This is a genomic window from Clostridium algidicarnis DSM 15099, assembly GCF_002934235.1.
Classification (GTDB): Bacteria; Bacillota; Clostridia; order Clostridiales; family Clostridiaceae; genus Clostridium_L; species Clostridium_L algidicarnis.
On the sequence record NZ_PTIS01000012.1, the window covers coordinates 61,997 to 88,949 of the forward strand.

Annotated in this window: 22 protein-coding genes, 1 tRNA gene and 1 rRNA gene; 4 read left to right on the forward strand and 20 right to left on the reverse strand. The window is 29.7% G+C overall.

The annotated features are described in order from the left end of the window. Positions 1 to 2 precede the first annotated feature (2 nt). Positions 3 to 1,025, reverse strand: a complete 1,023-nt coding sequence (tsaD, locus tag BD821_RS09165) for a tRNA (adenosine(37)-N6)-threonylcarbamoyltransferase complex transferase subunit TsaD (protein WP_029450955.1) — start codon at positions 1,023 to 1,025, stop codon at positions 3 to 5. Positions 1,026 to 1,249: 224 nt separating this feature from the next. Here tsaD and BD821_RS09170 point away from each other — a divergent pair, with 224 nt between their 5' ends. After that, positions 1,250 to 1,876: a RusA family crossover junction endodeoxyribonuclease gene (locus tag BD821_RS09170; RefSeq protein ID WP_104410216.1), complete on the forward strand. Its 627-nt coding sequence runs from the start codon at positions 1,250 to 1,252 to the stop codon at positions 1,874 to 1,876. Between the two features lie 23 nt (positions 1,877 to 1,899). Here BD821_RS09170 and BD821_RS09175 read toward each other — a convergent pair whose 3' ends face one another. Further along, on the reverse strand, positions 1,900 to 2,751 hold the full coding sequence (locus BD821_RS09175) for a homocysteine S-methyltransferase family protein (protein ID WP_104410217.1): 852 nt from the start codon (positions 2,749 to 2,751) through the stop codon (positions 1,900 to 1,902). 93 nt (positions 2,752 to 2,844) lie between these two features. Between BD821_RS09175 and BD821_RS09180 the strand changes: the two genes are divergently transcribed. Beyond that, positions 2,845 to 3,420, forward strand: coding sequence for a GDSL-type esterase/lipase family protein (locus BD821_RS09180; RefSeq protein ID WP_104410218.1), 576 nt, complete (start codon positions 2,845 to 2,847; stop codon positions 3,418 to 3,420). Positions 3,421 to 3,540: 120 nt separating this feature from the next. On the opposite strand, the gene BD821_RS09185 is transcribed toward BD821_RS09180, so the two are convergent. From BD821_RS09185 to BD821_RS09215, 7 genes are all read right to left on the reverse strand, one after another. After that, the gene (locus tag BD821_RS09185) at positions 3,541 to 3,906 is read right to left on the reverse strand and encodes a DUF1667 domain-containing protein (protein WP_104410219.1); all 366 of its coding nucleotides are present in this window, start codon (positions 3,904 to 3,906) and stop codon (positions 3,541 to 3,543) included. A 5-nt stretch (positions 3,907 to 3,911) separates the two neighbouring features. Beyond that, positions 3,912 to 5,171, reverse strand: coding sequence for an NAD(P)/FAD-dependent oxidoreductase (locus tag BD821_RS09190; RefSeq protein WP_104410220.1), 1,260 nt, complete (start codon positions 5,169 to 5,171; stop codon positions 3,912 to 3,914). A gap of 28 nt (positions 5,172 to 5,199) precedes the next feature. After that, the gene (locus BD821_RS09195) at positions 5,200 to 6,636 is read right to left on the reverse strand and encodes an NAD(P)/FAD-dependent oxidoreductase (protein WP_104410221.1); all 1,437 of its coding nucleotides are present in this window, start codon (positions 6,634 to 6,636) and stop codon (positions 5,200 to 5,202) included. Positions 6,637 to 6,894: 258 nt separating this feature from the next. Beyond that, a complete protein-coding gene (locus tag BD821_RS09200) occupies positions 6,895 to 7,380 on the reverse strand; it encodes a hypothetical protein (RefSeq protein ID WP_104410222.1) in 486 nt (161 codons plus the stop codon). A 240-nt stretch (positions 7,381 to 7,620) separates the two neighbouring features. After that, positions 7,621 to 8,859 carry an imidazolonepropionase gene (gene hutI, locus BD821_RS09205; protein WP_104410223.1) on the reverse strand — a complete coding sequence of 413 codons (1,239 nt, stop codon included), beginning with the start codon at positions 8,857 to 8,859 and terminating at the stop codon, positions 7,621 to 7,623. A 22-nt stretch (positions 8,860 to 8,881) separates the two neighbouring features. Continuing rightward, positions 8,882 to 9,787, reverse strand: a complete 906-nt coding sequence (gene ftcD / locus BD821_RS09210; RefSeq protein WP_104410224.1) for a glutamate formimidoyltransferase — start codon at positions 9,785 to 9,787, stop codon at positions 8,882 to 8,884. Between the two features lie 51 nt (positions 9,788 to 9,838). Continuing rightward, positions 9,839 to 11,962 (reverse strand): urocanate hydratase, encoded by a 2,124-nt coding sequence (locus BD821_RS09215; RefSeq protein ID WP_104410225.1) that lies wholly within the window; start codon positions 11,960 to 11,962, stop codon positions 9,839 to 9,841. Positions 11,963 to 12,364: 402 nt separating this feature from the next. Between BD821_RS09215 and BD821_RS09220 the strand changes: the two genes are divergently transcribed. Beyond that, a complete protein-coding gene (locus tag BD821_RS09220) occupies positions 12,365 to 12,859 on the forward strand; it encodes a LiaI-LiaF-like domain-containing protein (protein ID WP_029450968.1) in 495 nt (164 codons plus the stop codon). 11 nt (positions 12,860 to 12,870) lie between these two features. Here the strand turns inward: BD821_RS09220 and BD821_RS09225 are convergent, their stop codons facing one another. The 3 genes from BD821_RS09225 to yedF form a co-directional block, all read right to left on the reverse strand. Next, a complete protein-coding gene (locus BD821_RS09225; RefSeq protein ID WP_185162250.1) occupies positions 12,871 to 14,862 on the reverse strand; it encodes a fructose-1,6-bisphosphatase in 1,992 nt (663 codons plus the stop codon). Positions 14,863 to 15,015: 153 nt separating this feature from the next. Beyond that, a complete protein-coding gene (locus BD821_RS09230; RefSeq protein WP_104410226.1) occupies positions 15,016 to 15,897 on the reverse strand; it encodes a diacylglycerol/lipid kinase family protein in 882 nt (293 codons plus the stop codon). A 173-nt stretch (positions 15,898 to 16,070) separates the two neighbouring features. Beyond that, positions 16,071 to 16,649 (reverse strand): sulfurtransferase-like selenium metabolism protein YedF, encoded by a 579-nt coding sequence (gene yedF, locus BD821_RS09235; protein ID WP_029450971.1) that lies wholly within the window; start codon positions 16,647 to 16,649, stop codon positions 16,071 to 16,073. A 264-nt stretch (positions 16,650 to 16,913) separates the two neighbouring features. Here yedF and BD821_RS09240 point away from each other — a divergent pair, with 264 nt between their 5' ends. Beyond that, complete coding sequence (locus tag BD821_RS09240; RefSeq protein ID WP_104410227.1) at positions 16,914 to 18,758, forward strand: LTA synthase family protein; 1,845 nt, start codon at positions 16,914 to 16,916, stop codon at positions 18,756 to 18,758. Between the two features lie 121 nt (positions 18,759 to 18,879). Here BD821_RS09240 and BD821_RS09245 read toward each other — a convergent pair whose 3' ends face one another. The 8 genes from BD821_RS09245 to rrf form a co-directional block, all read right to left on the reverse strand. After that, entirely contained in the window at positions 18,880 to 20,232 is a 1,353-nt protein-coding gene (locus BD821_RS09245) for a TldD/PmbA family protein (RefSeq protein ID WP_104410228.1), read from the reverse strand. Between the two features lie 16 nt (positions 20,233 to 20,248). Then, a complete protein-coding gene (locus BD821_RS09250) occupies positions 20,249 to 21,628 on the reverse strand; it encodes a TldD/PmbA family protein (RefSeq protein ID WP_104410229.1) in 1,380 nt (459 codons plus the stop codon). A gap of 125 nt (positions 21,629 to 21,753) precedes the next feature. Beyond that, the gene (locus BD821_RS09255) at positions 21,754 to 23,220 is read right to left on the reverse strand and encodes a hypothetical protein (protein WP_104410230.1); all 1,467 of its coding nucleotides are present in this window, start codon (positions 23,218 to 23,220) and stop codon (positions 21,754 to 21,756) included. A gap of 45 nt (positions 23,221 to 23,265) precedes the next feature. Continuing rightward, the gene (locus BD821_RS09260; RefSeq protein WP_104410231.1) at positions 23,266 to 24,690 is read right to left on the reverse strand and encodes a sensor histidine kinase; all 1,425 of its coding nucleotides are present in this window, start codon (positions 24,688 to 24,690) and stop codon (positions 23,266 to 23,268) included. After that, positions 24,674 to 25,375 (reverse strand): response regulator transcription factor, encoded by a 702-nt coding sequence (locus BD821_RS09265; protein WP_029450980.1) that lies wholly within the window; start codon positions 25,373 to 25,375, stop codon positions 24,674 to 24,676. The genes BD821_RS09260 and BD821_RS09265 overlap by 17 nt, the downstream gene beginning before the upstream one ends. Positions 25,376 to 25,539: 164 nt before the next feature. Further along, positions 25,540 to 26,502 carry a polysaccharide deacetylase family protein gene (locus BD821_RS09270; RefSeq protein WP_104410232.1) on the reverse strand — a complete coding sequence of 321 codons (963 nt, stop codon included), beginning with the start codon at positions 26,500 to 26,502 and terminating at the stop codon, positions 25,540 to 25,542. Between the two features lie 252 nt (positions 26,503 to 26,754). Continuing rightward, a tRNA-Asn gene (locus BD821_RS09275) sits at positions 26,755 to 26,829 on the reverse strand. A gap of 29 nt (positions 26,830 to 26,858) precedes the next feature. After that, positions 26,859 to 26,953, reverse strand: a 5S ribosomal RNA gene (gene rrf, locus BD821_RS09280); the annotation flags it as partial.

Genomic DNA, 26,953 nt, shown 5'->3' on the forward strand with positions numbered 1-26,953 from the left:
AATTATCTTTCTCCTAATTTAAGATTCGGTCTTGCATTTAAATCTAGATCAGATTTTATTCCTTTCATAAACTCAAAATAACCAGCACTTCCTATCATGGCAGCATTGTCAGTACATAAAATCGGATCTGGGAATAAAACCTCTATACCTTCTTTATTTCCTTTTTCAATAAGATTTCTTCTAAGTTCTGAATTAGATGCAACTCCACCTGCTATAGCTATTTTATCTACGCCCTTTATTTTACAAGCCTTAAGAGCATTGTCTGTAAGAACTTCAACTACAGCTTTTTGAAATGATGCAGCCACATCTGCTTTATTTACTGTTTCGTTTTTCATTTCCATTTTATTTAGATAATTTAAAACTGATGACTTCACACCACTAAAAGAAAAATCTAAAGTGCCATCATGAAAATTAGCTTTAGGGAACTTTATAGCATCTTTATTTCCTTCTTTGGATAGTAAATCTATCTTAGGACCTCCTGGATATCCAAGCCCTAGTGACCTTGCAACTTTATCATAGGCCTCTCCTGCAGCATCATCTCTAGTTTCACCTATAACCTCAAACTGTCCAAAATCTTTTACATATACAATAAATGTATGTCCACCTGATACTACAAGACACATAAATGGTGGTTTTAAATCTTTGTATTGGATAAAATTCGCACTTATATGACCCTCAATATGATTTATACCTATTAAAGGTTTTTTACTTCCATAGGCTAAACCCTTTGCATATTGTATGCCTACCAAAAGCGCTCCTACAAGTCCTGGACCATATGTTACCGCTATGGCATCTATATCGCTTAAATCCATAGAAGCTTCTTCTAAGGCTTGTTCTACCACTATATTTACTGCTTCTATATGTTTTCTCGATGCTACTTCTGGAACTACACCTCCAAACTTTTTATGTGTTTCTATTTGGGATGAAATTATATTTGAAAGAACTTGTCTTCCATTTATTACAACAGCTGCGGCTGTTTCGTCACAACTGCTTTCTATCGCTAATATCTTTATATCTTTATCCATATTCAACCATCCTTAATATAATCATTTTATCATTATATTATACTTAATACGTATTATATAATCAATGAGTTCGAAGTCAATAAAAAAATTAATACATAAAATTTAAAAATGGCACTTGAGAACATAAGTTTTCAATGATAGAATAATTACCATGGAAATAATATATTTAATGAAGCTATAAAGAGCTTTATATAATCTTAAATTCTAATAAAGGAGTAATGTTTATGTCATGCTATTATGCTAAAGTTGTGGTAAAGGGCTCTCCTATATCAAAATCTAATTTTAAATTGTTTAATGTTAGTGGACGAGCTATTTTACCTTATAACTCAGGAAAATACCACGATAGATATGCCTTATATGAAGAGGAAATTGCCTATGCCACAATGTGCCAAAACCCTAATATAACACTTACAGAATCTTTAATAGCAATATTGAAGGTTTATTATAAAAGCTCTAAACGTCACCCTGACACTAACAATATTACTAAGAGTATATTTGATGGAATAGAAAAAAGCGGATTAATAATAAATGATGCTCAAATAAGAAGACTTTATATAGAGGAATTGTATGATAAAGTAAACCCTAGGTTTGAATTAGAACTTTACGCAGAAAGTAAGTATAATATATCTTATAAAATAGATGAAAATGAAGCTCTCTTAGACCCAATAGAATATACCCCACCATCAAACAAGGTAGTAAAGTCGCCTTCTAATTTGCCTAAAGATAATTTGAAAAAAAGCCATAAAAAATCCTGTTATATTTGCTCAAAATCTTTAGCTGAAAATGAAGGTATGTCGGCTGATAATGGGAATAAATTTATATGTGAAGGTTGTTTTAAAAAGTTATTTTAATCTTTTGTAATACTTATCATATTTTAAATATCCATAAGTCTTTCTTTTAATAATTTTATATGAATTGGATTAGTGCCACAGCATCCACCTATATATATTGCTCCTGCTTTATATATAGATTCCATTTCATCTATAAATTCAGATTCTAATACATCATAAGTTAATATATTATCTTTTTCTTTTGGAATTCCTAAATTAGGTTTAGCTATTATAGGAAATGGTGAATATGTTTTAAATTCCTTAGTTAATGACAAAGCTTTTGATCTTACATCTACACAGTTAAACCCTAAAGCTTTTAACTTATAATCCTTAAGTAACCTTACAATATCTTTTGTAGTTTCTCCTGAGTATAACTTATTATCCTCATTAAATGTAAAACTTAAAAATATATCTTTATTAATATCCTTAAATGCATCTAATACACATAATGCTTCTTCCATTTGATACATAGTTTCTATAAATATCATATCTACATTTAACTCTTTAATTATTTTAGCTATTTCATAATAAGTTTCGTATATTTCTTTTGAGTCTACAGATTTATCTTTCATATTAACACCAAGAGGACCTACATCATAAGCAACTAAACTATTTCCCTTTGACTGATTTGCTATATCTATAGATGCCTTTATTAAGGTTTTAAGTTTATAATCATCACCTTTTAAGCTTATTCCATTTAAAGAAAAGCTATTAGTAAGTATTATATCGCTTCCTGATCTTATGTACTTTTCATGAATATTTTTAATTAAATCTTTATTTTTAATATTTAACTCCGGTATACTTTTATAGTCATTTATTCCACTTTGCTTTAAAAGTGAACCCATAGCTCCATCTAGTAATATATAATCTTTTTTTGCTTTTCTACCACTTTTCATAGCTATTTCCTTTCTATCTTAATATAATAAGTACATATTATGTTTTAAATATATCATAAAATAAGATTATTTATTTATAAATAGGAGGTTAACTTGAAAATTATTTTTATTGGAGATAGCTTAACTTTTGGTTATGGTTTAGAAAAAAAATATAGATGGATTGAAATGCTAAAAAGTAACACTAATCTTGAAGTTACAAATAAAGGTGTAAATGGAGATACTACCACAGGAATTTTGTCTAGATTCTATGAGGATATAATTATTCCAAAGCCTGATTATGCTTTTATAATGGCTGGAACTAATGACTTCCTACTTGGTAGAAGTTCTTTTGACGTTTATGATAACATAAAGATGTTAATAAAAGATTGTGCTTATAATGATATAATTCCTGTGATTGGCATACAGCCCTTTGTAATTGGTTCTATGGCTATGATTTATTGGTCTTCATACTTAGATTATTCTCTAGTTAATTCACTGATATACACCTATAAAGAAAGTATTATAGATTACTGTACTAAAAGTTCCATAAGATACATTGATTTTGGTGCTTCCTTTAGAAATATAATAAATTTAGAAAATAAAGAAGAATACTTTATAGATGGTATACATCCTACAAAAGTCGGCCATGAACTTATGTATAATATGTTTTTGGAGATAATGGAGCTTTGATTATTAAACCCAAAAGAGTCATTAAGTACCATAACATTCAAAAAAACTAAAAAGAAGAAAGAAAATCTTTGTATTTTCTTTCTTCTTTTTATATTCATATAATCTAAAGTACTTTAATGTTTATTTTGATGCTATACTTCTTGTTGCTATTATATTAACTCCAGTACCTGCTATGTCCTTAACTATTGTATCTCCTACATTTATAGGAGCCTTTACTTTTAATCCCTTTAACGCTTTAATACAATCAAACATCTTGCCTTTTGGTACATCTATCTCTGTCTTTACAGGTACCATTTGTATTTCCCCATTTTCTACTTTTACTGACGAGGTTATTATTCTTGTAGGATTAGTACACTCTTTTATTCCATATTCATAACCTCTCTTACAACTATTTCCTGTAACATTAATAGCTTCTTTTCCTTCCATTTCAACCTCAAGCCTACATCCCATAGGACAAGATATACATATTAACTCTCGTTTTTCCATATTACCTACTCCCTTTCTATCTTGATTGTGATGCTTTGGCATTTTGTATGCTTTAATAGCATATCTTTGCTTAATCTCACTGTTTCCATTTCACCTGGAGTAAGAATCCTTTTCTTTATATGCATCTCTCTTACATCATCAAAATACACTGCTACGTAACAATCTTTATATACTTCTCCAACCCTAAATCTAACTTCTAGTTGTTTTTCAACATTATTAGGATTTAACCTCTTAGGAACAGTATATCTTACTCCTTCAGTAGCTATTATATCTATTTTTTCACCTTCAAATTTTCTTCCATTTACGTAATTTGCAGCATTTTTCCCTGCGTTATAACTTTCTAAAGTAACGTTATCCACAAGATCATGAACATGAAGCACATTTCCACAAGCAAATATACCTTCACTATCAGTCTGCATACTTTCATCTACTTCTGGTCCTCCAGTTACATTAGATAGTTTTATTTCAGCTTTTCTTGATAGCTCATTTTCAGGAAGTAATCCTACAGATAATAATAAAGTATCACAAGGTATATACTCTTCGCTGCCTTTAATTAACTTTCTGCTTTCATCAACTTTAGCCACAGTAACTCCCTCTACTCTATCTTTACCCTTTATATCTATAACTGTATGGCTAAGTCTTAATGGTATATTAAAATCATCAAGACATTGAACTATATTTCTATTAAGTCCTCCAGAGTAAGGCATAACTTCTACTACTGCCTTCACGTTTGCTCCCTCTAAAGTCATTCTTCTAGCCATTATAAGACCAATATCACCTGAACCTAATATAACCACTTCTTTACCTGGTACATAGCCTTCTATATTAACAAACTTTTGAGCCGTACCAGCAGTATATATACCTGCACATCTACTTCCTGGAATATTTATAGCTCCTCTTGGTCTTTCTCTACATCCCATAGCTAAAATTAAACTTTTAGCTTTTATTTCAATTATTCCATCCTCTGGATTTACTGCTGTTATAACTTTATCCTTAGTTAAATCAAGTACCATAGAATTTAATTTATATGGTATTTTATACTCATTTATCTTTTCTACAAATCTTTCAGCATATTCTGGACCTGTTAATTCTTCTTTAAATGTATGAAGTCCAAATCCGTTATGAATACATTGATTTAATATTCCACCTAAGTGGTCTTCTCTCTCTAAGATCAATATATTATCTATACCCTCTTCTTTTGCAGCCACGGCTGCTGCCATACCAGCTGGTCCGCCTCCAATTATAACTATATCAAATTCTTCCATACCTAAATCCTCCACTCTATATTTAAAATTAGATTCCTTCTTTATTTTCTGATACTAATATATTAGAATTCCCTTTATTTTTCTTTATCATTGTAACTGGAACATTTAATTCTTTAGATAGTATATCAACTATTCTACTAGAACAAAATCCACCTTGACATCTTCCCATTCCAGCTCTAGTTCTTCTTTTTACTCCATCAAGTGTTGTTGCACCTAATGGTCCTTTTATAGAATCTAAAATTTCCCCTTCAGTTATAAGTTCACATCTACATATTATCTTACCATACTTAGGGTCCTTAGCTATTAATTCTCTTCTTTCATCATTGTTCATTTCCCTAAACTTAGGTATAGACTTTCTTATAGGATCAAAGTTACTTTTTAGTGAAGGATTAAGTGTTTTTATAACTATATTTAATACAACTTCCGATATAGCTGGCGCACTAGAAAGTCCTGGTGATTCTATTCCTGCTGCATTTACAAAGTTTTTAGCATCTCTTGCTTCACCTATTATGAAATCATCTAAATTACTATGTGCCCTAAGACCTGAAAAGTTTGTTATTATTTGATTCATAGGAATGTTTTTAACACTTTTAGTGGCTCTTTTCAATATATCATCTAAGCCTTCTTTTGAAGTTGTAAAATCTTCTTTGTCATCTATATCCATAGCATTAGGACCAACTAAAAGATTTCCGTCTACTGTAGGTGTTACTAGTACACCCTTTCCCATATCTGTTGGGAGTTGAAATATAGTACCATTTATCATGTCTCCTGCAGCCTTATCAAATAAACAGTATTCTCCTCTTCTTGGAGTTATTTGTATCTTATCCTCACTTACCATATTATTTATTTCATCTGCAAAAACTCCAGCTGCATTTATAACAACCTTACTTTCAATATCTCCATTATTAGTTTTTATTATATATCTATCGTCTTTTTTAATTATATTTTCAACCTTTGTATTTAGTTTAAATTCTACACCATTCTTACAAGCGTTTTCTGACAATGCAATAGTAAGTTCATAAGGACAAACTATTCCACCTGTAGGAGCATAAAGAGCTGCTACAACCTCTTCTGATATATTAGGTTCCATATCTAAAATTTCTTCTTTTGATAATATTTTAAGATTTGGAACTCCATTTAATTCCCCTTGTCTTTTTAAATTTTCTAATTTATACATATTTTCTTTTTCAAAACAAAGTACAAAAGATCCGTTTCTCTTAAAAGGAAAATCTAATTCCTCCTTTAATTTATCAAACATTGCGTTACCCTTTGCATTTAATTTACCTTTCATTGACTCTGGATTTGCATCATAACCCGCATGAATTATAGCACTATTTGCCTTGCTAGTTCCCGAAGATACATCTTCAGCCTTTTCTATAACACAAGCATTTAGTTCATACTTACTAATATCCCTTGCTATAGAAGCCCCTATAACACCTGCTCCAATAATTGTAACATCATACATTTAAAACCCTCCATTCTTTTATAACAAAAAAAGAGAACAAGACTTAAGTATCAACTTAAATCTGGTTCTCTTAAACTCACCAAAATTTTAAATATCTATTATTTTTTTATTAAATTATATATTAAGTTTATCATATTTTATATTCTAATACAATAGTTTCACAATCTTTATAATAATATTTTCTATAATTATATATATACACTTATTAAACTATATATGATAAAAGTTTCAATATAAGTTTAGTGTATTTTATATTTGTTAAATTATATTCCCACTAGTATCTATAATAACCTCTTTAAAATTAATCTCTTTATCACATCTTTTTAATGCACTTATTATAATCTCTGTTATATCCATGCAACAAGGTACTTCCATCCTTACTAAAGTTACTGATTCTATTGGATGAACTTTTAAAATCTCTACTATTGTGTTTTTATAATTAGTTATATTCTCAGCTTTAGGACATAATATAAGAATTGATTTATCTTTCATAAAGTCATTATGAAAATTACCATAAGCATATGCAACGCAATCTGCAGATATAAGTAGGTGCTTATTGTCTAAGGAGGATGCAAAAGGACTTACGATCTTTAGTTTTATAGGCCACTGTGAAATCTTTGAAGACATATTTTTTCTCTTATTTATATCTTCCACCTTGTCATCTATACTGTCTACATTAAATCCTTGGAATACATCAAAATCTACTGAAAATTGCATTCTCTTCTTATTTTTATCACTGTCCATAAATATCCTCCTGTATATAAGTTATTTTAACTATACTCTTTTAAAACAGTATAGTTTAAATAATTATTTTAATCTGTATCTCATGTTACAGGTTAAAATATAAGAAACTTTTATACATGAAGTATAATCTATGTTTTTATTTGATTAATTATAAAAAGCAAAGAAATATATAAAGTTCAATTACATATTTCTTTGCTTTAATTTTATTTATATTCTATTTTTAAATTTTGTTTTATGAATTTAAATAACAACTTTACCACTTTTAATTACCATGTCTACAGTATTCATTCCAATATTATAAGGAATAAATTTATATGAAGGATACTTAAGCATTATAATATCTGCCTTTTTGCCTACATCTAAACTTCCAATCTTATCTGCCCTATCTAAAGCTGCCGCGCCATTTATAGTAAGTGCAGTTATTGCCTCTTCTATGGAAAGATCCATTTGAAGGCAAGCAAGCGCAAACATTAAAGGTATAGAGTTAGTAAAGCAACTACCTGGGTTAAGGTCTGTAGCTAATGCTACTGCGCATCCACTATCTATCATTTCCCTTCCTCTTGCAAAAGATTCTTTTAAACTAAAGGCAGTACATGGAAGTAATGTAGCAACAGTACCTGCTTTAGCCATATCTTTTATTCCCTTATCTGAGGCTTGTAGTAAGTGATCTGCTGATGTAGCACCTAATTCCCCTGCAAGTTCTGCCCCTCCTAGTTGTACTATTTCATCAGCATGAAGTTTGATTTTCATACCTAAAGACTTAGCTGCCTTTAATATTTCCCTTGATTGCTCTATAGAAAAAACATTCTTCTCGCAAAACACATCGCAAAATTCTGCCTTATCTTTGGCTTTTGGCAATACTTCATTTATAATAAACTTTACATAATCATCTGTTCTATCCTTGTATTCCTTTGGAGTTGCATGAGCTCCTAAAAATGTAGACACTACATCCACAGTATGATCTTTGTTTAATCTTTCCATTACCTTTAATTGCTTTAGTTCTGTATCAATATCAAGGCCATATCCACTTTTACCTTCTACTGTAGTTATACCAAACTTAAGCATAGAATCTAGTCTTTCCTGGCCTAGGCTATAAAGTTCTTCTTCTGTAGCCTTTCTTGTGCTTTCTACACTATTTACTATGCCACCGCCTCTTTCCATAATAGACATGTAGCTATCACCTTTTAATCTCCAAGAAAACTCTTCAGCCCTATATCCTCCAAACACAAAATGTGTGTGTGAATCAACAAATCCTGGAAGTACAGCCCTTCCTTTTGCTGATATTACTTCATATTCTTCTTCGTTTATATCCTTTAAAACTTCTTTTGATATACCTATATCTTTTATGATTCCATCCTCTATAATTATGGCTCCATCATAAATTACAGCTATATCCTGCATCTCTTTTCCTTTTTTAGCCTCAAATCCGCTACAAGTAACTATTTCTGAAGCATCTTTTATAATAATCTTATTTTTCATATCATTTACTCCCTTCAATTCATTATTCCATTAGAGAGTTTTCTAAAACTTGGTTTAGTGAGAAGTTCTCTATTCCCATATAATAAACAGCAGTATCAATTAAAGCCTCCATAGGCAAAAGTCCTATAACTTCGCTACCTACTACATTAACTCCATATCTCTTTGCTTCCATTTTAACCATTTCAAAAGACCTATATAGTGAGGTCTTAGTATAGTCTGTCATATTCATGGATATTTGTGTTATTCCTCTTTCTTTTAATTCAACGCCCATGGCCTTACAAAATCTTAATCCTCCACCTATGAATCTAACATTTTTTGCTATATTATTTGCTATATCTAAATTACCAGTATCTAGATTAACGTTGAAAGCAACTAATGGCATTCTAGCACCTATAGCTGTAACTCCTGCAGTTTCATGAACATGATTTGGCCCAAAATCAGGTTTCCACCCTTCTTCCTTTAATTTTTCGTTCATCTTTTCAAATTGACCCTTTCTAACCTTTGCAAGATTTTCTCTTTCAGGGCTAGAAGCAGCCTTTTCATATAGGTAAATTGGCAAGTTATATTTTTCTGATACTTCTTTAGCTAAAGTCTTTGCAAGATCTATAGCCTCTTCCATAGTAACATTTTTTATAGGTATAAAAGGCACTACGTCTGTAGCTCCCATTCTTGGATGCTGTCCTTTATGAACCCTCATATCTATAATTTCAATAGCTGTTCCCATAGCTTCTAGTACTGCATCTTTTAATGCAATTGGCTCTCCCACAACGGTTACAACTAATCTATTATGATCTTCATCTCTACTATAATCTAATAACTTTACGCCTTCTTTACCTCTAAAATTTTCTAAAATCTTTTCAATTTTATTTAAATCTCTACCCTCACTAAAATTAGGAACACACTCCATTATCTTTTTTTCATTACTCATATTAATTTTCATCCTTTCACAATTAGCCCTTACTTAAAGCCTTATTAATTATTATTTCCAACCCTTTATATTTTCTTTCTTAATTATTATTTTTTCTTTAATTAATTCAACCTCTTCTTTTGTTTTTAATTTTAATTCTTCTGATTTTATCTTTTTAAATGATTCTTCTATAACCGCCATTACTAGCTCTTCTCTTGGTATAAAAGGTAAGGTTATGTGCTCTTCCCCAGACCTCATTTTATTATATTCTATACTTGTGCTTATAGAATTTTCATTTCTAGCCCAGGCTCTTCTTGCAACTCCTCCCATTACATCCCATGGTATAGCACTTTTAATTATGTTGTCAACCCTAGTACTGCCATCTAAAACTAACCCAAAACCTCCATTAATGGACTTTCCGATTCCAACTCCACCGCCATTATGAAGAGCTACAAGACTCATTCCTCTAGCAGCATTTCCAGCATAACATTGAATAGCCATATCTGCCATTATATTACTTCCATCTTTTATATTAGATGTTTCTCTAAATGGTGAATCTGTTCCACTTACATCATGATGATCTCTACCGAGCATTATAGGGCCAACTTCTCCTTTTCTAACCATCTCATTAAACTTTAATGCAATGTTGGTTCTTCCCATAGCATCTTGATATAATATTCTAGCTTCTGTTCCAACTACAAGTTTGTTCTTTTCTGCATTTTTTATCCACATATAATTATCTCTATCTTGTGCTCTTCTATTTGGATCAATACAATCCATGGCAGCCTTATCAGTCTTTATAAGGTCTTTATGATCACCACTTAAGCATACCCATCTAAATGGTCCATATCCGTAATCAAATAGTTCAGGTCCCATTATATCTTCTACGTAAGATGGGAATATAAATCCATCCCTTTCATCTACACCGTTTTTAACTATTTCTTTCACTCCTGCATCATAAACAGCCTTCATGAAAGAATTTCCATAATCAAAGAAATATGTCCCCCTATCCACTAAAATCTTTATAAATTCAAAATGTTTTCTAAGACTAGCATCAACTAAAGTCTTAAACTTTTCTCTATCTTCTTTTAGTAGTTTTGTTCTTTCATCAAAGCTCACTCCTTGAGGACAATATCCGCCTTCATAAACTGCATGACAAGAAGTTTGATCTGATAATAATTCTATATGAAAATGATTTTCTACAGCATATTGTAGTAAATCTACTATATTTCCATGATAAGCTATTGATATAGGCTCTTTTTTATCCATGTACTCTTTGGCTAAATCACATACTTCCTTTAAATCTGAAGATACCTTGCTTACCCATCCTTGCTTGAATCTAGTTTCTATTCTAGAATAGTCTACCTCTGCAACTATACCTACTCCACCAGATATTTCTATAGCCTTTGGTTGTGCTCCACTCATGCCACCAAGTCCTGAAGAAACAAATATATGACCTCTTAGATCTTCATCTGGACCTACTCCCAGCTTTTGTCTTCCCGCATTTAATATAGTATTAAATGTTCCATGGACTATACCTTGAGGTCCTATATACATCCAACCGCCAGCAGTCATTTGTCCATAATTTGCCACTCCCATTTGCATAGCATAATGCCAATCTTCGTTATTATCAAACATCCCTACCATTAAGGCGTTAGTTATTATAACTCGTGGAGCTTCAGGTTTTGATTGGAAAAGACCTAATGGATGTCCAGACTCTATAACTAAAGTTTGATTTTCTGTCATCTCTTCTAGATATTTCATTATTAATCTATATTGCATCCAATTTTGACACACTTGTCCTGTCTCACCATAAGTTACAAGTTCATAAGGGTAAAGTGCTATATCAAAATCCAGGTTATTGTCTATCATGACCTGAAAAGCTTTACCTTCTATACAATTCCCTTTATATTCATTTATAGGTTTACCGTGAATTCTTCCCTGTGGTCTATATCTGTATCCATATATTCTTCCACGAGTTCTAAGTTCCTCCATAAACTCAGGAGCCAAAGTTTCATGATATTTTTCTGGTATGTATCTTAAGGCATTTTTTAAGGCTATTTGTGTTTGAGCCTTAGTAAGTGTAAAGCCTCTATCTGGAGCTCGTCTTATACCCTCCTTAAATTCAATAGACTTTGGAAGTTCATCATCTAATTTTATTGTCATAGCTTCTAAAATATCTACATTACTTATCATAGCAACCAACCCTTCTTAAATATTATAAATATTCTCAAGTATTAAAATATACTCATAATTACATTTTATATGTTAAATTCAGAATAATCCACACATTATTCAAAACTTAATTTTTTTTCTTATATAAAAAAGATATTAATGTTTTATAAAAGGATTTAATATAATCTATAGGAATTATTAATAAACTCATAAAATTTTAGCAATAATTCAAAGATCTTTTTTTATATACTATTAAAAATACGGCTCACTTAATAAAGCTTATAACTATTTTTATAGATATTATCCATAAATTATGACTATAGTCACCTAACCCATAAAAGAATTATTACTTTAAGCATTTTACAAATGTTATAACTTGTAATAGAATTTATATATATAAACTTTGCAAAGGAGTGAATCTTTATGAAGAAAGGTAACATTATCTTTGGTATTATATTGATACTTTTAGGATTGTCCGCCTTAATAAATAGAATATTTTTTATAGACATACTTAGCTTTAGAAATCTTTGGCCCCTATTCCTTCTAGTTCCTGGCATACTTTTCGAGGTAAAATACTTTGAAACACGAAAAGATCCAGGAATGTTAGTTCCTGGAGGAATACTTACTACTTTAGGCACATTATTTTTAATAGAAAACATTTCAAGCTTTCATTTTAAAAAATATATATGGCCACTTTACCCGCTTTCTGTAGCTATTGGATTATTTCAATTATATTGGTTTGGAAATAGGGAAAAGGGACTTTTAATTCCCATATTTATACTTACTATAGTTTCCGTTATGTCAATACTAAATCAAGTGTTCAATAAATTCTTTTATTGGATGGATTATAAACTTCTTTTTCCAGTTATTTTAATTGGAATTGGATTATATGTACTATTTAACGAAATGAAAAGATAGAGATAAAATCTCTATCTTTTTTCTTTTATAAGCCCTTTTCTATAGGCTAGAAGTAACATCTTTAAGTCTTTAATTTGCTTTTTTAACTCTTCACCTACATCTGTATCTGCTACAGTCTTTCTTTCTACATTTTGTTCTAAAACTACCATAGATGATAAAATATCAGTTTCTTCTATTATTGCAGCTTCCGTAGACTTAAAGGGTTCATGTGAAACTAGCTGAAGTCCAAAGGAATTATAGATTAATGTGTATCCTGCAATTCCAGTTTTTCTTTGGTATGCCCTTGAAAACCCGCCATCTATGACTAAAAGCTTTCCATTTGCTTTTATAGGACTTTCCCCATTTTTCTTTTGCACAGGCATATGTCCATTTATTATATGAGAATTAATATTATCCATGTTAAACTCTTCTAATATTCTATTGCACGCACTTTCTTCATCTCTATATTTATAATAAGAATTTTTAGGTTCCTTATGAGCCTCTTCATCTTCTATAAAATATCTTTCAAATGTAGTCATCTTGTCCTTTCCAAATAAAGGAGAAAATGGGCCCGTCCATAAATACCATATAGTGTCTAAACCATACTGCTTAGCTGTTGAATTAATCTTATAAAAGTAAGCTTCCCTTGCTAATCTATCAAATTCATCCAAAAGTGCCTTACCCTTAAATTCTTTGTTTTTTAACGTAACTTTAGTAAAGCTTCCGTCTTCATTTAGCGGAATACATCCATGGAAAAGTAAGTTAGAATTATGTCTTAAATATATACTGCCTTTTGCAAAAAGAAATCTTACATGTTTTTGTAACTTTTCACTATTTATAAAAGAAGACTTTAACTTTTCTATTAAGATTTCTTCATCTTCAGTTAGTTTATAAGGATCTTTAGGATCTATAGTTGGAAAGTTACTATCTGTTAATTTGTAAACCTTGCCATCTATCTCTATAGTACCCTCTTCATAATTTATATTGTTTAATAATAGCCTATCCTCCATATGAAACTCTGGCCTTTTTTCTATTACTTTTTTCTCTAATTTAAACTGTATTATAGCTATAGCTTTATGCATTTTTGATAGTAAATTTATTTCATTTAAACTGTATGCTGTTTCACAATCAAAACGTGGCTTAAAGTATACACACTCATCATTTCTATAATGCTCTAATGCAAAGGTTGCAAGAGGTAGCATGTTTATTCCATATCCATCCTCTACAGTATCTAAATTTGCATATCTTGCTGAAATTCTAAGAACACTTGCTATACAAACTTCTGATCCTGCTGCTGCTCCCATCCATAATATATCATGATTTCCCCACTGAATGTCCACTGCATGATAATCAATTAATGTATCTAATATTATATGTGCCCCAGGACCTCTATCAAATATATCACCTACAATGTGAAGTCTATCTATAACTAGTCTTTGAATTAATTTAGATAAAGCTATAATAAACTCCTTTGCCCTATCAAGGCATATTATTGTATTGATTATTTCATTATAATATTCCTGTTTATCTACTCTGCCAGGCTCTTCATGAAGTAATTCTTCTATTATATAAGAAAAATCTTTAGGTAGGGCTTTTCTTACTTTAGATCTTGTATATTTTGATGATGCATATCTACAAATTTCTATAAGCCTATATAAAGTTATCCTATACCAGTCATCTATATTTTCTTCTTCTTTTAAGATTATCTCTAATTTCTGTTCCGGATAATATATAAGTGAAGCTAAACTCTTTTTTTCTGATTCTCTTAATGAGTTTCCAAATATATCATCTATCTTTCTTTTTATAACTCCTGAACCATTTTTTAACACGTGCAAAAAGGGCTCATATTCGCCATGAATATCAGTTAAAAAATGTTCCGTTCCTTTTGGAAGATTTAATATTGCTTGTAAATTAATTATTTCAGTACTAGCTTTTGCAATTGTAGGATACTGATTTGCTAAAAGGTTTAAATATCTAAGATCATTTTTAACCTCGTTAGCTGAAGGTTCATACATAAATGCCATTTATACCCCTCCGCCTTAATATTAAAATATATAGTATATTACATATCAGTATTATACTATACTATTTAGGTACATTCTATAACTTTTATACTTATTATTAGTATAAAAGAATACTTCTTTTAAGAAGTATTCTTCTAAAACTAACTTTCTTGTTTAGTTATTTGGTTTTACTATGCTTATATGTTGTTTTTCAACGCCTATATGAATCTCATTGTTATTTAATTTCTCTCCATCCATATTAATAGGAAAACTTTCTTTACCTTTAATAAGTATGCTTTCACATTTCAAAAATTCTACCTCTTGTATTTCTCCATGTGTACCTATTATTAGCTTTGGAAATAATCTAAGTACCCGCCACATGCTCATATTATTAACAATACATATATCTAAAAGTCCATCAGTAACTTTTGCATCTGGTGCAACTTTCATTCCTCCACCATAGTACTTTCCATTAGCTATAGCAATTAAAAGAATCCTTCTTTTTATAGTAACTCCATCTATAAGGATATCGACATCTATTCCTTTAAATTTGTACATAGTTAAAAATATACTGAAAAGGTAAGCTAACTTTCCACTTATAAAAGGCTTTTGCTTTAAATGTCTTGCATTTTGTGTAACAGCAGCATCAAATCCTACAGACGCTATATTAATAAAATACTTTTTATTAATTTTTCCAAGATCCATAAATTCTTCGGCACCTTCAATAGTTCTTCTAAGTATATCTTTATGATTCCCACCTTCCATAATACTTTTTATAAAATCATTTCCTGTTCCAGCTGGAATAACTGCAAGACTACTATTGCTACCTATGATACCATTTAAAACCTCATTTAATGTTCCATCGCCACCAATGGAATACACTCTATAATCATTTCTATCCACATACTCCCTTACTAAACTTGTTGCATGGCCTTCCCTTTCAGTTGTTTCTATAAAATACTCTTCTTCATCTTTAAAATAATCTTTTATTTCTTTAATGAATGTAACAGCCTTTCCCTTACCAGCTTTAGGATTTATTATGAATAAATGTTTCATTGATTTTCCCCTTTAAGTTAAGTTTAGAATCTTTATTATAGTATATAATATTATGTTAGGTCTATTGTAATATAAGTTATAGTATATAAAAAGAACTTTAAAAAAGCTTCTCAATATAATATTGAAAAGCTTTTAACACCTAATCCTAATTTTTAATATAAAAGTCTATAATTTTATAATTTAATCGTATTATCAGACTTGTTCATAGTTTCTACTATTGTATACATATTGGAAATATCTCCTATAAGCAAATCATCTTTTAGATTATAAAAATCAAGGCATGTACCACAACTAGTGATATTTACTCCCTTATTTTTTAACTCCTCTAAACTATCTATAACACTAGAACCTTTTGTAGTAAGTTTAACTCCAGAGTTTAAGAATATAATGTCTGATGGCATATCATCACTTTCAGACAAAGCATACATATAACTTTTCATGAGATTTGCTCCTAGAACTTCTTCTCCTTCTCCAAGTTTATCCGTACCTACAACTATTACTAACTTTTTATCAAACTTCATAATTTCACAATGGCAATCTTCTTTAGTTATGTTTATATTAAATAGCCCTTCTGAATCTACTGCCTTATATTTATATCCATTACTTTGTGCAAATTTACATATATTATTTTTTGCAACTTCGTTATCTACGATTATTAAAGCTTCGCCTTCCTTTATAGAATCAAAATACTTTTTAGTATTTATAACAGGCTGTGGACATTTAAGACCTTTACAATCAATTGTGTGTATCACATTAATTCACCTCTTATTTTAATAGTTTAAAACATAGCTTTATTATAACATCAATAATCCAATTGGCTTATTGCTTTTTTAAATACCTTTAATTAAACCTATTTGATAATATAATAAAGCTTATTTATATAGCTAATTTAATATTTTCTAATTTAATTTATTAAATGTATCGCCTTTTCCTTCACTTTATTTAAATTGTGTCTTATAATTATATAGTTAGACAGTTAATAATAAATTAATATAATTAAAACTTCATTAAAAAGGATGGTTGATATGTTAAATAAAACGCCAACATCGCACAACAAAGGTAGTGTACATAGAGGAATATTGTTCTTCATTACATTATTTAGTATCACTTTTAAGTGTATTCTTTTCCTATCGTTTATTAATAATAAGAACACCTACAGTTTTAATTTAGCCTTAGGATTTAAATCTTCAATTTATTTTTTAAATTATTATTTAGCATTTATAATGCTTTTCATGTCATTTTATTTTTTATTTAAAAATAAAGGTCATATAAAATATCTTATATCTATAAACAGTATTTTAACATTATTTATATTAGTAGACCTTTGGTACTTTAGAGGTTTTAATACTGTTCCATCACTTACTATAATAAAACAGACTGCTAATTTAGATAATCTTTCTGGTAGTGTCTTTTCTATGTTAAGCAAGTATGATCTATTATTTGTATTAGATTTAATAATTTTAAGTTTATGGACTTTAAAACATAAAAATATTTATATAGGTGGGAAAAGGCACCTAGGCCTTTTCTTTGGTACAATTATCGTTACTCTTAGTTTTATTTTTTATGTACCTTTTTCTACAGAAATACTAAAAAAAGATAATGCTAAAAGTTACCTTTTTTCAATGTATGATGCCACTGACACTACTACATATTTTTCTCCTATAGGATATCATATCTTCAATGCTTATTCTGTATGGCAAAATTCAAAGACCTTAGAACTTACTACTGAAGAAAAATCAGAAATTGATAAATGGTACAAGGATAAATTTGAAGACATTCCTGATAACCAATACCAAGGGCTTTTTAAGGATAAAAATTTAATTTTAATTCAAGTAGAATCTTTAGAGAACTTTGTTATAAATGAAAAAGTAGAGGATAAGGAAATAACTCCAAATTTAAATAAATTATTAGCTAATAGTATATACTTTCCCAATATAAATGAACAAGTTAATGAGGGTACAAGCTCTGATTCTGATTTGATGACAAATACATCTATTTATCCCTTAAGGCAGGGTAGTACTTTCTTTAATTATCCTAATAATACTTATAACTCCTTACCATTACTTTTAGAAGAAATGGGTTATGAAACTTTAGCTATTCACCCTGATAAGGGAGCCTTTTGGAATTGGATGGAAGGTCTTAAAGGAGTAGGTTTTAAGAAATGCATAGATTCTCATGACTTTGAAATAGATGAAGTTATTGGACTTGGTCTTAGTGATGCTTCTTATTTTAGGCAAATTGTTCCTATTCTTAAAAAACAAAATCAACCTTTTTATAGTTTCATGGTTACATTAACTAGTCATGGTCCCTTTGATTTACCTAAAGAATATAAGGAATTAAATTTAAGTGAAGATCTAAATAATAATGTACTTGGTGGATATTTTGAAAGTGTACATTATACTGATAAACAGATAGGATTGTTTTTGCAAAACCTAGAAGCTGAAGGTCTACTAAATAATACTGTTGTGGCTATAACCGGTGATCATACCGGTGTTCATAAGTACTATAATGATCAAGTTCAAAAATTAGAGTCTCCAGACCCTAAGTGGCTTAATGTGGACAATCATATACCTTTTATAATATACGATAAATCCTTTGAAGAGCCGCAAAAATTAGAGGTTACAGGTGGACAAATAGATCTTATGCCTACCCTAGCTTATCTTATGGGTATAAATGAAATATCTTATAATTCTACAGTTATGGGACGAAATCTTTTAAAAACAGAAAAGGATTATTCTATTCTTACAAATAAAGATTTTGTAGGGACCTCTGTAGACATGAAAGAGCATTCTATTAAAGCCCTAGAGATATCCGATAAGATAATAAAAAGCAATTACTTTGAAAAAGATGATAATAATTAAAAAATTATGATGATTAAAGAAGACACCTGAAGTTTATTTAAACTTCAGGTGTCTTCTTTAATGTAATACTTAAATTTAAAATAAGCTCTAAAATTTTTAAAAAATAAAAAGTATTTTAATTTTATTTTCCTGCTACAGATAATGATTTTATAACTACTGATGGAGATCCAAAATTAGCTCCCATGGGTATAGTAAATTCTAAATCCTCACCTATATATTCTATATCTTTAAGCAATTCAAAAAAGTTTCCTGCTACTGTTATTTGTTCTATAGGATCTGCCCTTTTACCAAGCTTTATAGAAAACCCTTTAGCGGCTAATGAAAAGTCTCCAGTAATTGCATTAGCGCCAGCATGTGTTCCTTCAATATCCGTTATTAATATACCTTCTCCTACATAATTTAGTACATCTTCAAAAGCACTCTTACCTTTTTCTATATAACAATTAGTTGGAGCAATACTAATGGATGATGCAAAAGAAGATTTATAAGCATTTCCTGTACTCTTTTTTCCTTCTTTAGTTGCTGATTTTAAGTTATATAAAAGAGTATTTAAATATCCATCTTTAATCATATATTTCTTATATGTGGCTACAGCCTCTGCATCAAATGGTGTGGATGCAAAGCTACCTTCTAAATGTGGATCATCTACTAGACTTACTATAGGATTTGCTATGATTCTTCCTTCTTTTCCCTTTAATAAGGATAGTCCCTTTTCAGCATTTTCTGCACTAAATGCACCTATAAATGTACTTAACATCATAGCCATTACATCATTTTTTAAGACTATTTTGTAATTACCACTATTTACAGTTTCTCCACCTACCCTATCTAAGGCCATTCCTACAGATTCTTTTGCTAACATCTTAATATCTAATTCTTTAAAATCTTGCGTTATCTTAAATTTAAATCCATCATATTTTATGTCCTTTTCCTTAATTACTGGAACTACATAAGCTGATATAAAATTTTGTTTATTATCTAATTCTATCCCCTTTGAATTCATTATCCCATATTCTATGGTTGAAGATTCTAATTCGCACCCTGCTATTGTTTCAACCTTTTCATGAAAGTTTAAAGTTTTACTTTCCAAATCTTTTATAAAATCTATCTTTTGTTTTGTAGATATATTGCTTAATTCCTCATTGTAACAATTTAACTTAACATAATTTTGTTTCTCTCCGTATATAATTTCTTCTTCATTATTATCTATAGAAACAGCACTTTGTTTTGCACTTTCTAACAATGTATCTATAGCCTCTTCATCTATTAGCTCAGTATAAGAGTATCCCATATTTCCCTTATATATACCCCTAAAGCTTATACCCATAGTTGTATTTACACTATATTTATCTATATCACCTTTGTACACTCCTATACTAAGATTATCATCTTTACTATAATATATTTCAAATTCAGAAAATCCAGCATCTTTTGCTCTTTCAAATATTATTTCTTTAATAAATTTTATATCCATAGCTTATCCCACCCTTTTACCTTCCACCTACAGTTATATTAGATACTCTAATGAGAGGTTGTCCTACATTTGTAGGTATACTACCACTAGAAGAGCCACACATTCCTTGTCCCTGTGCTAAGTTTTTGCCTACCATATCTATGTTCATAAGTATCTCTGATCCTTTACCAATCAAACTAGCTCCTCTTACTGGTTCTTGAATTTTACCATTTTTAATTAAGTAACCTTCTGCTACAGCAAAGTTAAATTCTCCTGTTATAGGGTTTACAGATCCTCCACCCATCTTTTTAGCATAAAGTCCTTCATCAATTGAAGCTAATATATCATCATTATCGTCATTACCATTGTCAATATAGGTATTAGTCATTCTAGAAGTTGGAGCGTATCTATAAGATTCTCTTCTTGAACTTCCTGTCTCCTCCATATTCATTCTTCTAGCGTTAAGTTTATCTATCATATAACTTTTTAATATTCCATCTTCTATTAATACATTTCTTCTTGTTTTGGTGCCTTCATCATCTATATTTAATGAACCCCATAAATTCTTCATTGTACCATCATCTATAGCTGTTACCTTAGTGGATGCTATCTGCTTACCCATCTTATCACAAAATACAGAATTTCCTTTGGCTACAGAAGTTGCTTCTAATGCATGGCCACAAGCTTCATGAAATATAACTCCACCAAAACCATTTTCAATAGCTACCATCATCTTTCCCGCTGGACAGTTTTTTGCATGAAGCATTGTAACTGCACTTTTGCTAGCTTCCTTTGCTAAATGTTCTACATCTACACTATCAAACATTTCAAATCCCATAAATCTACCCGGTGCTTCAAACCCTACTTGATTTTCTATTCCATTACTTGCAATAGAATTTATATGAATTCTCGTTCTTATCCTTCTATCTTGTGTAAATAGACCATCACTATTTGCAATAAGAACCTTTTGATCTTTGTCTAAATAATTTACTATAACTTGCGTTATTTCTTTGCTATAGTCTTTGGCTGATTTGTATGTCCTTTTCATTACTTCTATTTTATTTGCATTTTGTATAGTTGAAGGCACATAAAGTATTGGATGAATATTTGTATTTATTCTTTCCATAATATTTATAGCTACCTCTTCCTTTAATTCCCCTATGGCACAAGATGCCTTATATGCTGTTTCTAGCATCCCCTCAAGACTTTTGTCATTTGTATAGGCATAAACACTTTTGAGCCCTTTAAATATCCTTATTCCTATTCCAAAGTCTCTTCCTGCAACAGCACCGTCTATCTTCCCATTTACTAATGATATGTTATTATTTATACTATCTTCCACAAAAATTTCAGCAAAATCTCCACCTGTACTTAAAGCCTTCCCTAGAACTTGCTTAATTATATTCTTTTCTAACACCTAATCACTCCCCTAATAATTTTAATGTGAAATAAAGCAGATATATCTTATAGACATCTGCTTTTAATTTTACACTATTGTAGGAATATTCTCAATTCCCTTATTTTATTACTATGTATATACGATTATCTAAACACCTTGTCCCATTTATAAACAAATTCGTCTAATGCCCATTCTGCCATAATCACACTTTCTTCTTCATTTAATTTAACCTTTTTTAAAGGCCTTTCACCTAATTCACCATTTTCAATAGAATACACAAATAGGCTATTCTTTGAAATAAGTATTGCTATATCACTATTTGGAGAAGTATACGCATCTAAAGCCTCTGGCATTCTTTCTTTTATTTTATTCCACGGGACTTTTAATTCATCATAAATTATAAGCTTTTTAGAGGGCAATATCTTTATATCATAGTCTAAAAACAATTTCTCATCATTAGACTTTAGTCTAACTCTACCTTTAAATGCCCAATGGCCATTTTTCCTAACCACAGTAAAGCTTTCTTCATTTAAATTAGTCTCTAATTTAGATTTTAAGTCTTTATTAGATTCTATGGCTGATTTAAATGACTTTTCTTGGACAACCTTTCCTTCAGCCCCTTCAATATCTACTATCTTTAAGCCCTTTTCTTGTTGAATATTATCTAAAGGTAAAACTACATATTCATCTGATACTATAGACTTATTTTTATCATTTTTAATAGATTCTAAAGCAATATAATCATTACTTATAAAGTTTACATTTCTATAAATATTGTTATCAGCATCTTTAAAGTAATCTCTAATATATTTATCTTCTTTGTATCCATACGTCTTCACATAAACAGTTTCATTTTCATATCCATTAACTAAATCTTTTTTTACACCTAACTCCCAAAATCCTGATATTCTAGGAAATATTATATTAGGTTTTTCTTTTATTTTAATGTCTCTTTTATCTGTACTTGAAATCCATAAAGTCCTATAACCACTTTCATTTATATCTCCGTTTTCCGACTGGTTTCTCTGACTTCTTAAACCAATCATTACTCCAGATCTTTTATTTTTATCAATATCTTGAGTTTCTTCTCCCATAGTATTATTTGAGTATGACTGTCTAACATCTTTATCTATTAAATTACTTCTTTTGCTTGCAAAATAACATATTCCATCAGAAAAAAACATCAATTTATTTTCATCATATTTTATATATTCATACAAAACCTTACCTTCTAAACTTGCGGATATAACCTCTAATTCATCTTTATCTATGCCTAGGCCTTTAGGATTAATTTCACTATGATTGAAAAAGTAATTATGTGTATTTACTCTTCTATACTTATATTTTACATCTTCATATACATCTCCACCAACATATAAAAAATTATTATCTATTTGAATATAAGTATTTAAGTATTTGTTTAGCTTATGATTTTTAACTTTTCCCTGTCTCATAATTTTATAATCATCTATATACCACTTGCCTTTAATCATTAAATCCTTATTTTCAGGTGATATTATTTTTGATGTGGATTTAAACTCAATAGGATTACATCCCGATAGAATAACTATTAATGAAAAGGACATTATTATAATATAAATTTTTCGCATCTTCCCCTCCTAATGTACCACTAATTAAGATACTAGATACTTAATTTACATACTTATAGCTACTTTATCTTTTAGTGGAAGTATAACTTTTACTATAGTTCCATTCCCTTCTTCACTTTCAATAATAAATTTACCTTCATGAAGCTTTATTATTTCATCACAAATAGAAAGACCTATTCCATTTTGTGATTTACTGCTTTTTCCTTTATAAAACTTTTCTTTTATCCTTGGTAAGTCTTTTTTACTTATTCCACTCCCAGTATCGCTAATTACAACATTTAACTCATTATCTTTAGCATAAGCCTCTATAATTACTTTTCCTTCTCTTGGTGTGAATTTAAGTGCATTATCTAATAAATTTATAAAGACTTGTTTCATTCTATTTACATCTAAATGAACTTTAGGTATGTTGTCTTCTACTGATACCACAAGATCTATTCCCTCTCTTTCTGCCCTTGGTCTCATATATCTATCAATATAACTTATCATATCAATAATATCTATACTTACCTTTTGAAGTGAAACTTTTCCTGATACAAACTTAGAAAAGTCTAAGAGCTCTTCTACCATCTCAGTAAGTCTGTCACATTCTTTTTCAATTATGCTTAAGCCATCTTTTATAACTTCTTTATCTTCCAAATCATAACCTAGCGTTACAGTCCATCCTTTTATTGATGTAAGAGGGGTTCTCAGTTCATGTGATACGGATGAAATAAATTCATTCTTAAGTTTATCCTTTTTTAATATTTCTTCTGCCATATAATTTAATGTATCAGATAATTTACCAATTTCATCATCTTTAACCTTAATATTTCTTATATAATAATTTCCTTCTGCCATTTGCTCTGCAGTTGTAGTAAGTGCTCTTACCGGATATATTATATTTTTAGCTGCAAACCAAGTTACTATGCCAGATATTATAAGCACAGCTGATCCGAGAATTATAAATACAAAAGAAATAGAATATATTGAACTCTCTACTTCCTCCATAGATGATACAAACCTAATAACTCCAACAATTTCGCCGTAAGACTTTAAAGGATAAGACACTGCCATTACTTTATAATCATAATAATTAACATTTCCAACCCACTTCCCCTTTTCACCACCAATAGCTTTTTTAACGTCTATGGATTTTATATATTCTTCTGACGTAGCACCTAATGAATCCATTATAAGCTTGCCATCAGTATTTAATATTTGTACTTGTGCATTGGTTTGTTTCCAAAATACATCTACATTATCAAGTATATTTTCTTCTAAAGTAGAGTTCGAAAAATAACTGTTATAAAGATCTGCTGATACCATTACTTGATTTGTAATAATATCTTCAGTATTTTTATAAAAATATTGGCGAACAAAAGTAATAAGTGACACTTCTAAAATTGATATAGTAAACAATATTATTACAAGTAATTTTAATGTCAGTCTCACTCTAATACTTTGATCCACTTTAAATATCTTTTTCATTATTCCACCTATACCCTGTTCCCCAAATAGTTTGTATATATTTAGGCTCTGAAGGATCTTCTTCTATCTTAGTTCTTAATCTTCTTATATTAACATCTACTATTTTTGGATCTCCAAAATAATCATATCCCCAAATTATATTTAATAATTCATCTCTAGTAAAGGCCTTTCCCGGACTTTCTATAAACAATTTAAATAATAAATATTCTTTAGGTGTAATATATATTTCTTTAGTACCTTTATACAATTTTTGTGAATACAAGTCTAGTTTAAAACCATTTCTTTCAACAACTTCTTTATCTTTAAATACATCTTTAGTTTCAATTCTTCTAATTATTGCCTTAACTCTAAGCATCAATTCTATTGGATTAAAAGGTTTACTTAAATAATCATCAGCACCTTGTTCTAAACCCATTATTCTATCCATATCCTGATTTCTAGCAGTGAGCATAATTATACCCATATCAGGAAACCTATCTCTTAGTTCCTTACACAATGTAAATCCATCTTTGCCTGGCAACATCACATCTAAAACTGCAATATGAGGATTTTCTAACATTGCCTTTCTAAAACCTTCTTCTCCAGAACTTGCTTCGATAACAGTGAAATCATTTCTTCTAAAGTTTATTTTGAGAAAACCTCTTATACTGTTTTCATCTTCTACAATCAATACCTTTTTATCCATAAATACCTCTCTCTGTAATATAATAAAAGAGAAGTCTATTTCAACTTCTCTTTTATTATATCATAATTTTTCTTTAACATTATGAAAATACTTAATATATAGTAACCTATTGTAATTTATAGTAATATTGTAATTTGCTTATTATTAATTATTATTTAAAATATCTAATTTAAAGTCCTAAATTCATATCCTTCGTTTTTAAAGTGTTGGATTATCTTTGTTAAAGCTTCAGCTGTAGTTTCTTTTCCATAGGTATCGTGCATAAGCATTACAACCTTGTCCTTATTTTTACTTGTACTTATAGCCATTTCAATTAATTCTTCAGGTTTCCTCTTTTTACTTTCTGCATCTCCATTTAATGCATTCCAATCCACAGGTACTATATTTTTTTCTTTTAGTTTTTCTATAGCTACATCTTGCCCTTTCCAAGACATAAGTCCTCCTGGAAATCTTACAACTGTAGTTTCAAATGACTCTCCAATAACCTTTTTAATTAAAACATTATTCTTTTCAATATCTTCTAAAACCCTTGTCATATTAATATTTTTACTCGGATAAAGATATTTATAATCATGAGAATAAGTATGATTAGCAATAGCATGTCCATCATCATATTCTTGTTTTAGAACTTCTCCAGATTTTTCATTAATAGTAACACCATCTGAAGATAAACTTTTGCCTAATATAAAGAATGTAGCCTTTACATCTTCGCTTTTTAATATATTAAGTATCTGAGGTGTAACTGTGGTGGAAGGGCCATCATCAAAGGTTAAATAAATTACCTTTTTACCATCTTTAATTGCCTTACCATTTATAGCATCCTTTGCTATAGTTGCAGAATCTATCTTGTCTTGACCCTTTATTGAAGTATTTTTGTATGCTAACTCCTTTTCTTCTATCTTTTCTTTACCCTTTTTAGATGGTTTTCCAGTATCCGGTGACTTTGTTTCTTCTGATGCGGATACAGTTGAATCATTTTCACCATATTTATTTATTATAAATTGTCCTGCAATTATTCCAATTATTAATATTGATAAAACTAAAATACTAATAGCCAGATTTTTATTATTTAGTTTTTTATTTTTTTTTAAAATAGGCTTTTGGTTCCTGTGATCTGTAATTGACATATTCCCACTCCTAATCTTTCATCAAAATGCAATAAAATAAAGTCGAATTATTTTATAACTAGTAGATGCTTGTCTTTATGTATAATGATAGCTTTTTATTATAGATTATAGATTACAAAATAGTAAAAATTCTTTTATACTTTTACATCTTTGTGGTTTAATATCCCTTTTTCTTAAAATTATGCAAAAAAATAAAGAACCTTTAACTATCATAATTAAAAGTTCTTAAAGCCTTATATTTAATTATATAATTGGCTCCGTGAAGAGGATTCGAACCTCCAACCTATCGGTTAACAGCCGAGTGCTCCACCATTGAGCTATCACGGAACATTAATTATTGTAATCCCGAAGGATATACCCGGCGACGACTTACTCTCCCACAAGGCCTCCCTTGTAGTACCATCAGCGCTTTAGTGCTTAACCATCCTGTTCGGAATGGGAAGGGGTGTTA

Excerpts from the sequence above, each read along its gene's own strand:
- BD821_RS09220 (WP_029450968.1), top strand. The coding sequence starts at position 12,365 with ATGAAGAAAGGTAACATTATCTTTGGTATTATATTGATACTTTTAGGA.
- BD821_RS09190 (WP_104410220.1), bottom strand. The coding sequence starts at position 5,171 with ATGGAAGAATTTGATATAGTTATAATTGGAGGCGGACCAGCTGGTATG.
- ftcD (WP_104410224.1), bottom strand. The coding sequence starts at position 9,787 with ATGAGTAATGAAAAAAAGATAATGGAGTGTGTTCCTAATTTTAGTGAG.
- tsaD (WP_029450955.1), bottom strand. The coding sequence starts at position 1,025 with ATGGATAAAGATATAAAGATATTAGCGATAGAAAGCAGTTGTGACGAA.
- BD821_RS09200 (WP_104410222.1), bottom strand. The coding sequence starts at position 7,380 with ATGGACAGTGATAAAAATAAGAAGAGAATGCAATTTTCAGTAGATTTT.
- BD821_RS09265 (WP_029450980.1), bottom strand. The coding sequence starts at position 25,375 with ATGGATAAAAAGGTATTGATTGTAGAAGATGAAAACAGTATAAGAGGT.
- BD821_RS09245 (WP_104410228.1), bottom strand. The coding sequence starts at position 20,232 with ATGGATATAAAATTTATTAAAGAAATAATATTTGAAAGAGCAAAAGAT.
- BD821_RS09185 (WP_104410219.1), bottom strand. The coding sequence starts at position 3,906 with ATGGAAAAACGAGAGTTAATATGTATATCTTGTCCTATGGGATGTAGG.
- BD821_RS09230 (WP_104410226.1), bottom strand. The coding sequence starts at position 15,897 with ATGAAACATTTATTCATAATAAATCCTAAAGCTGGTAAGGGAAAGGCT.
- BD821_RS09255 (WP_104410230.1), bottom strand. The coding sequence starts at position 23,220 with ATGCGAAAAATTTATATTATAATAATGTCCTTTTCATTAATAGTTATT.
- BD821_RS09225 (WP_185162250.1), bottom strand. The coding sequence starts at position 14,862 with ATGGCATTTATGTATGAACCTTCAGCTAACGAGGTTAAAAATGATCTT.
- BD821_RS09260 (WP_104410231.1), bottom strand. The coding sequence starts at position 24,690 with ATGAAAAAGATATTTAAAGTGGATCAAAGTATTAGAGTGAGACTGACA.
- BD821_RS09195 (WP_104410221.1), bottom strand. The coding sequence starts at position 6,636 with ATGTATGATGTTACAATTATTGGAGCAGGTGTTATAGGGGCTTCTATA.
- BD821_RS09170 (WP_104410216.1), top strand. The coding sequence starts at position 1,250 with ATGTCATGCTATTATGCTAAAGTTGTGGTAAAGGGCTCTCCTATATCA.
- BD821_RS09240 (WP_104410227.1), top strand. The coding sequence starts at position 16,914 with ATGGTTGATATGTTAAATAAAACGCCAACATCGCACAACAAAGGTAGT.
- hutI (WP_104410223.1), bottom strand. The coding sequence starts at position 8,859 with ATGAAAAATAAGATTATTATAAAAGATGCTTCAGAAATAGTTACTTGT.
- BD821_RS09215 (WP_104410225.1), bottom strand. The coding sequence starts at position 11,962 with ATGATAAGTAATGTAGATATTTTAGAAGCTATGACAATAAAATTAGAT.
- BD821_RS09270 (WP_104410232.1), bottom strand. The coding sequence starts at position 26,502 with ATGTCAATTACAGATCACAGGAACCAAAAGCCTATTTTAAAAAAAAAT.
- BD821_RS09175 (WP_104410217.1), bottom strand. The coding sequence starts at position 2,751 with ATGAAAAGTGGTAGAAAAGCAAAAAAAGATTATATATTACTAGATGGA.